The sequence below is a fragment of the Pseudomonas sp. F007 genome (genome assembly GCF_057814275.1).
Window position 1 is genome coordinate 481983 of sequence record NZ_JBVATA010000004.1, and the last position, 14156, is coordinate 496138.

The window sequence follows — 14156 nt, forward strand, 5'->3', positions numbered from 1 at the left end:
ACTCGGGTAGGATCACTGCACTCGTAAAATATATTCAACAGAGGCTGCAGGAATGGCGAACACTCCTTATCCGCAATCCTATTATGCCGCGTCGGCCAACCCTGCCCCGCCGCGCCCCTCCCTGCAGGACGAGGTGGAAACCGACGTGTGCGTGATTGGCGCCGGTTACACCGGGTTGTCCAGTGCACTGTTCCTGCTGGAGAACGGTTTTCGGGTGACGGTGCTGGAGGCGGCCCGGGTGGGGTTCGGGGCGTCGGGGCGTAATGGCGGGCAGATCGTCAACAGCTACAGCCGTGACATTGATGTCATCGAGCGCAGTGTCGGCCCCAAGCAGGCGCAGTTGCTCGGGCAGATGGCGTTTGAGGGCGGGCGGATCATACGCGAGCGGGTGGCGCGTTATCAGATTCAGTGCGACCTGAAGGATGGCGGGGTGTTCGCCGCCATCACCAGCAAGCAGATGGCCCATCTGGAAGCGCAGAAGCGTCTGTGGGAGCGTTTCGGTCACACCCAGCTCGAACTGCTGGACCAACGACGCATCCGCGAAGTAGTGGCCTGTGAGCAGTATGTCGGCGGCATGCTCGACATGAGTGGCGGGCACATCCACCCGCTCAACCTGGCCTTGGGTGAAGCGGCGGCGGTCGAATCCCTGGGTGGCACTATTTACGAACAGTCGCCGGCAGTGCGCATCGAGCGCGGCGCCAATCCGGTGGTGCATACTCCTGGCGGCAGGGTGCGGGCCAAATTCATCATCGTCGCCGGCAACGCCTATCTGGGTAACCTGGTGCCTGAGCTGGCAGCCAAATCCATGCCGTGCGGCACCCAGGTAATTACTACCGAACCTCTGGGCGATGCCCTGGCCAACAGCCTGTTGCCACAGGATTATTGCGTCGAAGACTGCAATTACCTGCTCGATTACTACCGCCTTACCGCTGACAAGCGCCTGATCTTCGGGGGTGGCGTGGTGTACGGCGCGCGGGATCCGGCGAACATCGAGGCGATCATTCGCCCGAAAATGCTCAAGGCCTTCCCGCAACTCAAGGACGTGAAGATTGATTACGCCTGGACCGGCAATTTCCTGCTGACCTTGTCGCGTTTGCCTCAGGTTGGACGCCTGGGCGATAACATCTATTACTCCCAGGGCTGCAGCGGCCACGGGGTGACCTATACCCACCTGGCGGGCAAGGTGCTGGCCGAAGCCCTGCGCGGCCAGGCCGAGCGTTTTGATGCCTTTGCCGATCTGCCGCACTACCCCTTCCCTGGCGGTCAATTGCTGCGCACGCCGTTTGCGGCGTTGGGGGCCTGGTATTACGGGTTGCGGGACAGGTTTGGGGTTTGATTGACTGTGCCGGCGGCGGGCCCCAGGGAGTTGGGTCGCCGCACCGCAGCGAAGGGGCCATCAGCGATACCGCATTAAATTCATCGCTAGCAGGCTCGCTCCTACAGGGCGATGCTTCCTGAGGCCATGAACCTCAGCTGTAAACCGGCCAGCTCTCGACGATCTTGCCGCCGCGCACACCCAGCAGATCGCCGAACTGCAGCAACACCGACTCGGTTTGCGTCGGTCGCAGGAACACCTGATCGTCCACGTCCAAGCCAACCGCGCTCGAGCCGTTGACCATTTCCTGATTGGAACTGCGCCCGTACAGGCCGTTGCTCTGCAAGCCGGCCGGTGATTCGTACTCGGCCATCCAATTGCCGCCATAAATGAAATAGGTCTCACGCTGGTTGGTGTCCCACCACGAAAACAGCTTCGACTTACCGTCCAGCGCCGGAATTCGCACCGCGCCGGTACGCTTCAACACCGGTGTGGCAATCCAGGTTGCCGGCACATGGTCGGTCAGTGACGGCAGATCGTAGTGGGTTGGCTTGAGCATCGCCGTCCCCACCGACACCTCGCTACTCAGCGACTCGCGTTCATGTATGCGGTAGCTCGGGCTACCGGCGGTATTGAGCGTGAGATCAGCACGCCACAGGTCGGCGAACTGCTGCCGGGTGAAGTCCACGGCACTGCTGTACTGCTGCATGACCTTGGCAAACAACTCCTCGGCGCTGCCGAGAATGCCCGGCACGCCCATGCCGACAAAGGGGTCGTACCCCATGAAACCGGCAAACGCCAGGTGCTGTGGATTGGCGCGGATCAAACCGAGCATCTGCCCCAGCGTGGCGTTGTCGGCGACGCCGCCTCGGTGCAGGCCGACGTCCAGTTCGATGTTGATCCGCAGCCGCGTGCCCAAGCCCTGGGCCAGCGTCAGGTATTGCTGCAGATGCGCCGGGGTATCGAGCAGCCACTGCAATTGGCGCGCGGGATCGAACGGCCCTTTGTGATTCTGGTAGAACAACTCGGCGGAACGCACCGGTAGGGGCTTGCCCAGCAGGATGTCGGACTGAGGGAAAGTCTGCGCATCGTGGTTGAGAAATGGCTGATGAAAGGACATCAAGCGCTGTGTACCAGCGCGCTCGCAGATGTAGGCTAACAGCCCCGGCGCTGGCAGGGATTTCTCCACCAGGCGCAGGTGCTTGCCGCCACGCTGCACCGACTGCATGACCACATCGATGTTGTGATCGAGCCGATCGAGGTCGATCAACAGCACCGGGCGCATCGGTCCGTGTTTTTTCAGCTCTTGATTCAAGACGCTGAAGTAATCGTTATAGGCGGCGCCTCGATCCCCCGGACGCAGCAGCGCGCCGACACCAACCAGCAATGCACCGGCGCCCACGGCGCCACCGATGAAACGTCTGCGATTGAGGGCCATCAGCTCACTCCCAGGATCGAGGACAGATGGGCGTTGAGGAATTTGCCCTGCGGGTCCAGTGCCTGGCGCACCTCGCGGAATTCCTCCCAGCGCGGGTACAACGCCTGCAGGTGGCGCGCATTCAGACTGTGCAGCTTGCCCCAGTGCGGGCGGCCGGCGTACTTCCAGAAAATCGGCTCGATGGCGGCGAAGAAATTGTGATGGTCCATCTGGTAGTGCTGGTGCACCGAGATCGAACAGCTGTCGCGGCCCTCGAACATGCTCAAGGCAATGTCGTCGGCTTTCACATAGCGGTATTCGATCGGAAACCAGGTGCGCAGGTCCTTGTCGGTGATCAGCTTGATGATCTCGCGCAGGCATGCCGGGCCGTGCTCGGCGGGCACTGAATACTCCATTTCGTTGAAACGTACTGTGCGCACGTTGGCGTAGATATCGTAGGAATCCCCGACCCGATCCTCGAAATCAGCGATGTGCCGCAAGCTGTTGAGCAAAGTGCGACGGGTGTCCGGGAAGTCACTGACGTACTTGTCGAACTTCTCGATCAGATTGACGAACTCGTTGCCACCCTCCTCGTCTGGACTGACCGGTGGCGTGGCCGGGTCGGTGGTTTCGTTGAGGGCCATCGACAGCGCGTAGTCGGAATGGGTCACCACCAGCATTTCCCAGTGCTGGTTTTCGCGGGTGTTCTTTTCCACGTCTTCCAGCAGTTCTTCGGTCCTGGCGATCCATTGGTGCTCGCGCAGGCGGTACGCCGGGCGGTTTTGCATGCGCACTCTGGTGACAATGCCCAGGGCGCCCAGCGATACCCGCGCGGCATTGAACACCTCCGGGTGATGCTGGCTGTCGCAATCGAGCACCTGGCCGCTCGCCGTCACCAGTTGCAGGCCCGCAACATAAGCCGAATAGGACTGGAAGTTTTTCCCGGTGCCGTGGGTCGAGGTGGCGATTGCGCCAGCCAGGGTCTGGTAATCGATGTCGGCCATATTGCTCAGACCCTGGCCGACCTCTTTCAGCGCCAGGCCCATGCGCGACATGGGTGTGCCGGCGCCAAACTCGGCTTGCAGGGTGGCCGCGTCATGACTCAGCAGGCCGCTGAAATTGCTCAGCGACAACAGCGTGCCATCGGTGGGCACCAGGGCGCTGAAGGAATGCGCCGATCCTACCGGGCGAATCTTGCCCGGTGCGCTGCCAATGACCTGCACCAGTTCATCCAGATCCTTGGGCGCCAAACGCGCTTCGGGCAGGCAGCTCTGGGCGCCCGACCAGTTGCGCCAGGGGATCAACCTCGGCGCACGCGCCAGTTGGGCCAGCACCGGGTTGCTGCTCAAGGCCGTGAGCGCCCCGACGATACTGGCGCGCTGCAAAAGCTGACGTCGCGTGAGGTCCATCGTCATCCATCCTGGCTGTGGGACTTATTGGAGTTGTTGGCCGGACATGAAGCTGATCAGCGCGAGGAAATCTTCCTCGGAACACTGCATGCACATACCCATCGGCGGCATGCCGTTGTGGCCATTGATCGTGTGGTCCAGCAACGTATCGGCGCCCTGCGCGACACGCGGTTTCCACGCGGCCAGGTCGCCGGTCAGCGGCGCACCGGACGCCGGATTGGCGTGACACAGCTTGCAACTGGTGTCGTAGGTGCGTGCCAGCGCGGTGTCGACGGGCACGGCGCTGGCCGCCTGGACACGGGCGTCGGTATTTTTCGGCTCCTCGCCACAGGCGCCCAACACGCCGATCAGGAGCAGCAGGACCCACTTGGCGGATGATCGCTGGCGTGCTGCTCGAATCGCTCTGCCCATGATTTTCCCCACTGGTTGCGGTGCTTTGGCGGTGATGACCGGTGAAGCTGAACACTAAGCCAGTCGCCGCGTCCGGTTGAGGTCATTGTGGGTCATCGAGGGGGGCTTTAAAGGCCAGCGACAAGGGTGAGGATGTGACGGTTTGTTACATCTACGACCCTGGAATTGGACTACGCTTGCTCCACGCTCTTTCCGCACAACCCCTCTAGCCTGCGCTTTAGCGGGTCATTCTGGTAAAAAACCGCGCCCAAGGCGTATAACCCATGTAGCGATTTCCTGCCTGCAAAACAGCCCATCGACCTTGCGTCGCCATCTTCAGTACGGGGTAGTCCCATGAGCACCGAAAGTATTCTCAGCACACTGTTTCCGGCCCTCGCCGACATCCCAGAACAGTACCGCCCGGGCCAGCCCGTCGAACAACGCGACTATCTGGTCGACGGCACCCTGCGCACCTGGAACGGCCCGCTGGCCACCGTGCGCAGCCCGGTGTACCTGGACGTCGACGGCGTCGATGAACAAGTGATCCTCGGCAGCACGCCGCTGCTCGATGCCGAGACCGCACTCACCGCCCTCGACGCCGCCGTGCGCGCCTACGACCGCGGCCAGGGCAGTTGGCCGACCATGCGGGTGGCCGAGCGGATCCAGCATGTCGAAACTTTTCTGACGCGCATGCGCGAACAGCGAGAGGCTGTAGTCAAGTTGCTGATGTGGGAAATCGGCAAGAACCTCAAGGATTCCGAGAAAGAGTTCGATCGCACCTGCGACTACATCGTCGACACCATCAACGCCCTCAAGGAGCTCGACCGTCGCTCGAGCCGCTTCGAGCTGGAGCAGGACACCCTCGGCCAGATCCGCCGCGTGCCACTGGGCGTTGCCCTGTGCATGGGGCCCTACAACTATCCGCTGAACGAGACCTTCACCACCCTGATTCCGGCGCTGATCATGGGCAACACCGTGGTATTCAAGCCAGCCAAACTCGGCGTGCTGTTGATCCGTCCGCTGCTGGAAGCCTTCCGCGACAGCTTCCCGGCAGGGGTGATCAACGTCATCTACGGCAGCGGCCGCGAGACCGTCAGCGCGCTGATGGCCAGCGGCAAGATCGACATCTTTGCGTTTATCGGCACCAACAAGGCCGCCAGCGACCTGAAGAAACTCCACCCCAGGCCGCACCGCCTGCGCGCCGCCCTGGGCCTGGACGCGAAGAACCCCGGCATCGTCCTGCCGGAGGTGGACCTCGACAACGCGGTCACTGAAGCCGTCACCGGCTCGCTGTCGTTCAATGGCCAGCGCTGCACGGCGCTGAAAATTCTCTTTGTGCATGAGGACGTGGTCGACGCCTTCATCGACAAATTCAACCGCAAACTCGCCAGCCTCAAGCCCGGCATGCCGTGGGAAAACGGCGTAGCACTGACCCCACTGCCCGAGTCGGGCAAGGTCGACTACCTGCATGGGCTGGTGGACGACGCCGTGCGCAACGGTGCCAAGGTGATCAACGCCAACGGCGGTCAGGCCCGTGGCTCATTCTTCTACCCAGCAGTGCTGTACCCGGTCAGCAGCGAGATGCGCATCTACCATGAAGAACAATTCGGCCCGGTGGTGCCAATCGTGCCTTATCGTGATCTGGATACGGTGATTGACTACGTACTTGAGTCAGACTTCGGACAGCAGTTGAGCCTGTTCGGCAACAACCCCGCCGAAGTGGGGAAACTGGTCGACACCTTTGCCAACCAGGTCGGACGGATCAACATCAATGCCCAGTGCCAGCGCGGCCCGGATACCTTCCCGTTCAATGGACGGAAGAATTCGGCCGAGGGCACCTTGTCGGTGCATGATGCATTGCGCACCTTCTCGATTCGCACGCTGGTGGCGACCAAGTTCCAGGAGCGCAACAAGGATTTGATCAGCGACATCATCCGCGGCCGGGAGTCGAGTTTCCTGACAACCGACTACATTTTCTAGATCAGCCACAAAGGAACCACTGCCCCGCCGATGACTGCCCTATCGTCCCGCTTGCCAGCGCTGCTGCGGCGCCTGCTCCGCCCGGTGCTGGACCCGTACCGGCGCTACCGCAACGCCCGGGTGATCCACGCCGTACGGGTCTCGCTGGGGCTGCTGGCGACCATCCTGCTGACCACCGGGATCAACCTGCCCCATGGCGAGTGGGCCTCGGTGACCATGCTGGTGGTCATCGGCGGCCTGCAGCATCACGGCAACATCGGCAAGAAGGCCGCCGAGCGCGCCCTTGGCACCTTGATCGGTGCCGGTGTCGGCCTGCTGCTGGTGCTGCAGCAAGCCTGGCTCGGCCTGCCCTGGCTGACCTACTTCTGCATGTCGGTGGTGTGCGGGTTCTTTTCCTACCACGCCATTGGCAAAGGCGGATACACCGCCCTGCTTTCAGCGATTACCGTATTCATCGTCGCCGGGCATGGCGACAACGTGGTCACCGACGGCCTGTGGCGCACGGTGGACATCCTGATCGGCATCGTCCTCGCCCTGGCGTTCTCGTTTGCCCTGCCGCTGTACGCGGTGTACTCGTGGCGCTACAAACTCGCCGGTGCGTTGCGCGACTGCGCGAGTCTCTACAGCCGCATCATCAGTGGTGGATCGGTGACGGACGATCACTACCTCAAGCTGCTCGCCGGCCTCAATGGGGCGATGGTGCAACTGCGCTCGCTGATGCCGTCGGTGTCCAAGGAGGTGCGCATGTCCATGACCCAGCTCGACGCCCTGCAACGCAATCTGCGCCTGAGCGTCAGCACCCTGGAGATCCTCGCCAACACTCGCCCCGACCCTCGAGATGAACAAGCGTTGGCACAGATGCAACTGGCGTTGAAAGCCGAACACGGGGAGATTCGCCGCTTGCTGATCGGCATGGCCCGCGCCCTGCAGTCGGGGTCGACCGAGCGTCTGCAGCGCAGCGTCGAGCAACCGCCCTTGCCGAGCGCGATGGATACGCCGGTGTACAGTGCCCTCGACGGTTATCGACTGCTGACCCGACAACTGGCCAACAACCTCAACGACATGGCGGGACGCCTGGTGAAGTCGGCGCCGGACTGGAAGATCTGAGCACCGTTTACTGCGTCACGGCCTTGCGTATACCGCTGCCCCAGCCTTGTTGCATCCCGGCCGCCGCCAGCAGGATCGCGACAACGCCGGCCCACTGCAGCAGCTCCAGACGATGGCCAAAGGCAAACCAGTCGACGAAAATCGCCGCAATCGGGTAGATAAATGACAGGGCGCCGGTCAGGGCGGTCGGCAGCTTCTGAATGGCCCCGTAGAGCAGCACATACATCACACCGGTGTGGACGATCCCCAGGGTCAGGAGGCTGGCCCAGGCACCCGATTGTTGCGGCAAGGCCGACCAGTTGGCCCAGGGCGCCAGCAACAATATCCCGGTGCACACCTGGATCAGCGCGATCAAATGCGGCGGCGTGCCGGTCAGGCGCTTGATGATCAGCGCGGCAAAGGCGTACAGCAGGGCGGCGCCCAGGGCCAGGGCGATCCCCAGCAAGTACTGCCCACCACCCTCACCCTGCTGGCCATGGGCGCTGACGATTGCCAGCATGCCGAGAAACGAAATACCGAGCCAGAACAGCTTTTGCGCGGTGATTTTCTCGCCGAGAAAGATCGCTGCCAACCCGACCAACATGAACGGCTGCACGTTGTACACCGCCGTGCCGATGGCAATCGAGGCCCGGGAATAGGAGGCGAACAACAGCACCCAGTTTCCGACAATCGCCACGCCACTGAGCACGGCGAGCAAAAAGGTGGTGCGACTCAGAATCCCCGGACGCAGGAAGCCGAACACCGCGCAGATCAACAGCAAGGTTGCGGCACCGAACACGCAGCGCCAGAACACCACGTCCAGCACCGGCTGGCCCGAGACCAACACGAACCAGCCAATGGTCCCGGAAATCAGCATGGCGGCAGTCATTTCCAGCGAGCCGCGACGTAAGGTGTTGTCCATGATCAAATCCTCGGAGTGAGCCTACAGTATGCTCATCCAACACCCTGCTGCTCCATGGCAGAATGCAGGCTAAAATACGATTTCACCTTTTTTATCAAGGCATACCAGGCTTTTTGCCTTACCGAGGTTCAGATGACCGACGATATCGATCAAATGCTGATTGCCGCCCTCATGGAAGATTCGCGGCGCTCGCTCAAGGCCCTGGCGCAGATCAGCGGCCTGTCTTCTCCCAGCGTCGCCGAGCGCCTGCGCCGCCTCGAAGAGCGCGGCGTGCTCAAGGGCTATACGGTGGAGATCGACCCCAAGTGCTTTGGATATCAATTGCAGGCCATCGTGCGCATCCGCCCGCTGCCCGGGCAGTTGCAGAACGTCGAACGGCAGATCCAGGGTATTGCCGAGTTCACCGAATGTGACAAGGTCACCGGCGAAGACTGTTTCATCGCCCGCCTGCACGTGCGCTCGATGGAGCAACTCGACACCCTGCTCGACCGCCTCAACAGCTACGCCGAGACCAACACCGCCATCGTCAAGAAGACCCCGGTCAAACGCCGCCTGCCGCCCATGGCCTGACGCAGCGCGCAAAAAAAAAGCTCCGTACCTGAAGATACGGAGCATTTTTTTGCTCGACCCAACGCAAAACGCCCCGAACAAGTCGGGGCGTTTGCAGGGTGTAGCCAATATGGCGCAGCGGACGGGACTCGAACCCGCGACCCCCGGCGTGACAGGCCGGTATTCTAACCGACTGAACTACCGCTGCGTATCGCTGTGGACTTGCGTCCGATGAACTGGTCTGACTGTAAAGCCTTGAGGCTTCGCAATCGCAAACCGGTGTCAGCCGATCTGGAAAATATGGCGCAGCGGACGGGACTCGAACCCGCGACCCCCGGCGTGACAGGCCGGTATTCTAACCGACTGAACTACCGCTGCGTATCGCTGTGGACTTGCGTCCGGTGAACTGGTCAGACTGTAAAGCCTTGAGGCTTTGCAATCGCAAACCGGCTTCAGCCGATCTGGAAAATATGGCGCAGCGGACGGGACTCGAACCCGCGACCCCCGGCGTGACAGGCCGGTATTCTAACCGACTGAACTACCGCTGCGCGTCGGTGGAGGCATTTCAGCATCCGCCCTGCTTGCGCAGGACTCTCGGGAGTGGTGGGTGATGACGGGATCGAACCGCCGACATTCTGCTTGTAAGGCAGACGCTCTCCCAGCTGAGCTAATCACCCGTTTGCTTCTCCGAGGCCGCGAAATTTACGCAGATACCGAAGCTAAGTCAATAGCAGCGTTAGGTTTTTTTCAAAAACAGCTAAAAGCTACCAAGCTGCAAGCTACAAGTTGAAATGCGCACGGAGACCCAACACCGAACGGCTGTTACTTGCCGCTTGCAACTGGTCACTTATGAGCTCTACGTCTCGTAGATCATTTTCTTGGTCATGCCGCCGTCCACCACAAACTCTTGCCCAGTGACGAAACCGGCATTCCTCGACAGCAACCACGCCACCATCGCCGCCACATCCTCGACCGTGCCTACCCTGCCCGCTGGATGCTGGGCGTGGTCGGCGTCGCTGAGGGGGTCGGCACGGCGCGCTGACGGATCCCGAGCGTCAATCCAGCCCGGGCTGACCGCATTGACCCGAATCTCCGGGCCAAGGCTGATGGCCAGGGCGTGGGTCAAGGCCAGCAGGCCGCCCTTGCTCGCGGCATAAGCCTCGGTATCTGGCTCCGACTGCCCGGCACGGGTCGACGCCAGATTGACGATGGCCCCGTTGTGCGCGCGCAGGTACGGCGCGCAGTGCTTGGCCAGGAGCATCGGCCCGCTGAGATTGACCGCCAGCACTCGATTCCAGTACGCCAGGTCGAGGCTTTCCAGAGTGATGTTGCGTGGCTCGGCGACCGCCGCGTTGCACACCAACGCGTCGAGGCGACCAAATTGCCCCAGCACCTCGGCCACGCCACGGGTCACCTGCTCCTCGTCGGCCACGTCCATGGTGATGAACCAGGCGTGCTCGCCGAGGGCCTTGGCGACTTTGGAGCCACGCTCACGGTCGAGGTCGGTCAGCACCACCTGCCAGCCTTCGCTGATCAGCCAGGCGGCGATGCCCAGGCCGATGCCGCGGGCGGCACCGGTAACCAGGGCGACCCGGCCGTTAACGCCACTGATCGGCGCAGACAACTCGATCACAAGGCAGCCAGCCCGCGCGCCAGGTCGGCTTGCAGGTCGACCACGTCTTCCAGGCCCACGGCAATGCGGATCAGGCTGTCACGAATCCCCGCTGCTTCACGCTCCTGCGGCGCCAGGCGGCCGTGGGACGTGGTGCTTGGGTGGGTGATGGTGGTCTTGCTGTCGCCCAGGTTGGCGGTGATCGAAATCAGTCGGGTAGCGTCGATGAAGCGCCAGGCGCCCTCTTTGCCGCCCTTGACCTCGAAACTCACCACGGCACCGAAGCCCTTCTGCTGGCGCTGGGCCAGTTCGTGCTGCGGATGGCTCTTGAGGCCGGCGTAGTGGACCTTCTCGATGCCGTCCTGCTGCTCCAGCCATTCGGCCAGTTGCTGGGCGTTGGCGCAGTGCGCCTTCATCCGCAGGTTCAGGGTCTCGAGGCCCTTGAGGAAGATCCAGGCGTTGAACGGGCTGAGGGTCGGCCCGGCGGTACGCAGGAAACCCACCACTTCTTTCATCTGCTCGCTGCGACCGGCGACTACACCGCCCATGCAACGACCCTGGCCGTCGATGAACTTGGTCGCCGAATGCACCACCACGTCGGCGCCCAGCTTCAGCGGTTGCTGCAAGGCCGGGGTGCAGAAGCAGTTGTCGACCACCAGCATCGCGCCCTTGGCGTGGGCCACTTCCGCCAGCGCGGCAATGTCCACCAGTTCGGCCAACGGGTTCGACGGCGATTCGACGAACAGCAGTTTGGTGTTGGCCTTGATTGCCGCATCCCAGCCCGACAGGTCGGCCAGGGGCACGTAATCGACTTCGATGCCGAAGCGCTTGAAGTACTTCTCAAACAAACTGATGGTCGAACCGAACACGCTGCGCGATACCAGCACGTGATCGCCGGCGCTGCACAGGCTCATGACCACTGCAAGGATGGCCGCCATGCCGGTGGCTGTGGCCACCGCCTGCTCGGCGCCCTCGAGGGCGGCGATCCGCTCTTCGAATGCGCGCACGGTGGGGTTGGTGTAGCGCGAATAAACGTTGCCCGGCACTTCACCAGCAAACCGCGCGGCAGCGTCGGCGGCCGTACGGAATACGTAGCTGGAGGTGAAGAACATCGGATCCCCGTGCTCACCTTCCGGCGTACGGTGCTGACCGGCACGAACGGCCAGGGTATCGAACGCTACGCCTTCGAGGTCGCTGTCCAGCCGACCGGCATCCCAATCCTGACTCATGCTGTCACTCCTTGCCTTGCTCTTGAAATAAAGGTCTTTGATCGATACAAAAACCGGCCCCTGGGGGCCGGTTTTTACTCAGTTGTTGTACAGATCGATGATCGCACTGACCGCCTGGGTCTTGACCTTGGAGGCATCGTTGCGTGCCTGCTCGATCTTGTTCAGATAAGCCTCGTCGACGTCACCGGTCACGTACTTGCCGTCGAACACTGCGCAATCGAACTGCTCGATCTTGATCTTGCCGCCACCGACCGCTTCGATCAAGTCAGGCAGGTCCTGATAGATCAGCCAGTCGGCACCGATCAGGTCGGCCACGTCCTGGGTCGAACGGTTGTGCGCGATCAGCTCGTGGGCGCTTGGCATGTCGATGCCGTACACGTTCGGATAACGCACGGCCGGCGCCGCGGAGCAGAAGTAGACGTTCTTCGCGCCTGCTTCTCGAGCCATCTGGATGATCTGCTTGCAAGTGGTGCCGCGCACTATCGAGTCGTCCACCAGCATCACGTTCTTGCCGCGGAATTCCAGTTCGATGGCGTTGAGCTTCTGGCGTACGGATTTTTTCCGTGCAGCCTGGCCCGGCATGATGAAGGTCCGGCCGATGTAGCGGTTCTTGACGAAACCTTCGCGGAATTTCACGCCCAGGTGGTTCGCCAACTCCAGGGCCGCGGTGCGGCTGGTGTCCGGAATCGGGATGACCACGTCGATGTCGTGTTCCGGACGCTCGCGCAGAATCTTCTCGGCCAGCTTCTCACCCATGCGCAGACGGGCCTTGTACACCGATACGCCATCGATGATCGAGTCCGGACGCGCCAGGTAGACGTGTTCGAAGATGCACGGGGTCAGGGATGGGTTGGTCGCGCACTGACGGGTGTGCAGCTTGCCGTCTTCAGTGATGTAGACCGCTTCGCCTGGCGCGAGGTCGCGAATCAGGGTGAAGCCCAGCACGTCCAGGGAAACGCTTTCCGAGGCGATCATGTACTCGACGCCTTCGTCGGTGTGACGCTGGCCGAACACGATCGGGCGGATGCCGTGCGGGTCGCGGAAACCGACGATACCGTAGCCGGTGATCATGGCCACGACCGCGTAACCACCGACGCAACGGTTGTGCACGTCGGTGACGGCGGCAAACACGTCTTCTTCGGTTGGCTGCAACTTGCCGCGCTGGGCCAGTTCGTGAGCGAACACGTTGAGCAGGACTTCCGAGTCGGAGCTGGTGTTGACGTGGCGCAGGTCAGATTCGTAAATCTCCTTGGCCAGCTGTTCAACGTTGGTCAGGTTGCCGTTGTGCGCCAGGGTGATGCCATACGGCGAGTTGACGTAAAACGGCTGAGCTTCGGCCGAAGTCGAGCTACCAGCGGTCGGATAACGCACATGACCGATACCCATCTGACCGACCAGGCGCTGCATGTGACGCTGCTGAAACACGTCACGCACCAGGCCATTGTCCTTGCGCAGGAATAACCGGCCATCGTGGCTGGTCACAATACCGGCAGCGTCCTGGCCGCGGTGCTGGAGGACGGTTAGCGCGTCATACAGCGCCTGATTGACGTTCGACTTACCGACGATACCGACGATGCCACACATGCGACGCAACCCCTACTTAATGAAACTGAACTGAACACGACTCACTGCGGCGTTTTCGCCGTCGGCAAGAGGTGCTCCTTGAACGGTATTTCAGCGGGTACGCTGATACCGCTGGCCAGCCACTGACTGCTCCACCCCAATATGAGGTTTTTGGACCAGTCTGCAACCAATAGAAATTGTGGCACGAGCCTCGACTCCTGCCACCAGGCATCCTGCTGTACCGGGCCCAGGCTCAACAGCCCGACGGCGGTGACCACCAGCAACGCGCCACGCGCCGCGCCGAAGGCCATGCCGAGAAAACGATCGGTCCCGGAGAGGCCGGTGACGCGAATCAGTTCGCCGATAAGATAATTGATCATGGCGCCAACCACGAGGGTCGCGACAAACAGGATGGCACAGCCCGCGATGATGCGGGCCGACGGAGTTTCGATGTATCCGGCGAGGTACTCGGACAGTGAACCACCAAACATCCAGGCAACGACTCCTGCGATGATCCAGGTCACCAGCGATAGTGCTTCCTTTACGAAGCCGCGGCTCAGACTGATCAATGCGGAGATGGCGATGATTGCAACGATCGCCCAGTCAACCCAGGTAAATGGCACAGTACAGCCTACAGACGGATAAGGCGGCGCATTTTAGCAGAGCCCATGGCTATCGGTAAGC

12 protein-coding genes and 4 tRNA genes are annotated in these 14156 nt (G+C 61.8%); 4 read left to right on the plus strand and 12 right to left on the minus strand.

The window, feature by feature from the left end; all coding sequences use genetic code 11:
* The first annotated feature begins 52 nt into the window (after positions 1-52).
* Positions 53-1336 (plus strand): NAD(P)/FAD-dependent oxidoreductase, encoded by a 1284-nt coding sequence (locus ACZYR5_RS12465; protein WP_489089636.1) that lies wholly within the window; start codon positions 53-55, stop codon positions 1334-1336.
* Between the two features lie 133 nt (positions 1337-1469).
* On the opposite strand, the gene ACZYR5_RS12470 is transcribed toward ACZYR5_RS12465, so the two are convergent.
* From ACZYR5_RS12470 to ACZYR5_RS12480, 3 genes are all read right to left on the minus strand, one after another.
* Positions 1470-2678: a DSD1 family PLP-dependent enzyme gene (locus ACZYR5_RS12470; protein WP_489089963.1), complete on the minus strand. Its 1209-nt coding sequence runs from the start codon at positions 2676-2678 to the stop codon at positions 1470-1472.
* Positions 2679-2752: 74 nt separating this feature from the next.
* Entirely contained in the window at positions 2753-4081 is a 1329-nt protein-coding gene (locus ACZYR5_RS12475) for a D-arabinono-1,4-lactone oxidase (RefSeq protein WP_489089962.1), read from the minus strand.
* Positions 4082-4165: 84 nt separating this feature from the next.
* Entirely contained in the window at positions 4166-4552 is a 387-nt protein-coding gene (locus ACZYR5_RS12480; RefSeq protein ID WP_489089635.1) for a c-type cytochrome, read from the minus strand.
* A 333-nt stretch (positions 4553-4885) separates the two neighbouring features.
* Here ACZYR5_RS12480 and ACZYR5_RS12485 point away from each other — a divergent pair, with 333 nt between their 5' ends.
* Both ACZYR5_RS12485 and ACZYR5_RS12490 read left to right on the plus strand, forming a co-directional pair.
* Positions 4886-6511, plus strand: coding sequence for an NADP-dependent glyceraldehyde-3-phosphate dehydrogenase (locus tag ACZYR5_RS12485; RefSeq protein WP_489089634.1), 1626 nt, complete (start codon positions 4886-4888; stop codon positions 6509-6511).
* 30 nt (positions 6512-6541) lie between these two features.
* Positions 6542-7618: an FUSC family protein gene (locus ACZYR5_RS12490; RefSeq protein ID WP_489089633.1), complete on the plus strand. Its 1077-nt coding sequence runs from the start codon at positions 6542-6544 to the stop codon at positions 7616-7618.
* Positions 7619-7625: 7 nt separating this feature from the next.
* Here the strand turns inward: ACZYR5_RS12490 and ACZYR5_RS12495 are convergent, their stop codons facing one another.
* Positions 7626-8519, minus strand: a complete 894-nt coding sequence (locus ACZYR5_RS12495; RefSeq protein ID WP_489089632.1) for a DMT family transporter — start codon at positions 8517-8519, stop codon at positions 7626-7628.
* Positions 8520-8651: 132 nt separating this feature from the next.
* Here ACZYR5_RS12495 and ACZYR5_RS12500 point away from each other — a divergent pair, with 132 nt between their 5' ends.
* A complete protein-coding gene (locus ACZYR5_RS12500) occupies positions 8652-9089 on the plus strand; it encodes an Lrp/AsnC family transcriptional regulator (RefSeq protein ID WP_489089631.1) in 438 nt (145 codons plus the stop codon).
* A 110-nt stretch (positions 9090-9199) separates the two neighbouring features.
* Here the strand turns inward: ACZYR5_RS12500 and ACZYR5_RS12505 are convergent.
* From ACZYR5_RS12505 to ACZYR5_RS12540, 8 genes are all read right to left on the minus strand, one after another.
* A tRNA-Asp gene (locus ACZYR5_RS12505) sits at positions 9200-9276 on the minus strand.
* A gap of 93 nt (positions 9277-9369) precedes the next feature.
* Positions 9370-9446 (minus strand) — tRNA-Asp (locus ACZYR5_RS12510).
* 93 nt (positions 9447-9539) lie between these two features.
* Positions 9540-9616: transfer RNA gene (locus ACZYR5_RS12515), tRNA-Asp, on the minus strand.
* A gap of 53 nt (positions 9617-9669) precedes the next feature.
* Positions 9670-9745: transfer RNA gene (locus ACZYR5_RS12520), tRNA-Val, on the minus strand.
* A 179-nt stretch (positions 9746-9924) separates the two neighbouring features.
* Positions 9925-10701 (minus strand): SDR family oxidoreductase, encoded by a 777-nt coding sequence (locus ACZYR5_RS12525; protein WP_489089630.1) that lies wholly within the window; start codon positions 10699-10701, stop codon positions 9925-9927.
* Entirely contained in the window at positions 10698-11909 is a 1212-nt protein-coding gene (locus ACZYR5_RS12530; protein WP_489089629.1) for an O-succinylhomoserine sulfhydrylase, read from the minus strand. The genes ACZYR5_RS12525 and ACZYR5_RS12530 overlap by 4 nt, the downstream gene beginning before the upstream one ends.
* A gap of 78 nt (positions 11910-11987) precedes the next feature.
* Complete coding sequence (purF, locus tag ACZYR5_RS12535) at positions 11988-13493, minus strand: amidophosphoribosyltransferase (protein ID WP_027616077.1); 1506 nt, start codon at positions 13491-13493, stop codon at positions 11988-11990.
* Between the two features lie 41 nt (positions 13494-13534).
* The gene (locus tag ACZYR5_RS12540) at positions 13535-14095 is read right to left on the minus strand and encodes a CvpA family protein (protein ID WP_489089628.1); all 561 of its coding nucleotides are present in this window, start codon (positions 14093-14095) and stop codon (positions 13535-13537) included.
* Between the last annotated feature and the right edge of the window lie 61 nt (positions 14096-14156).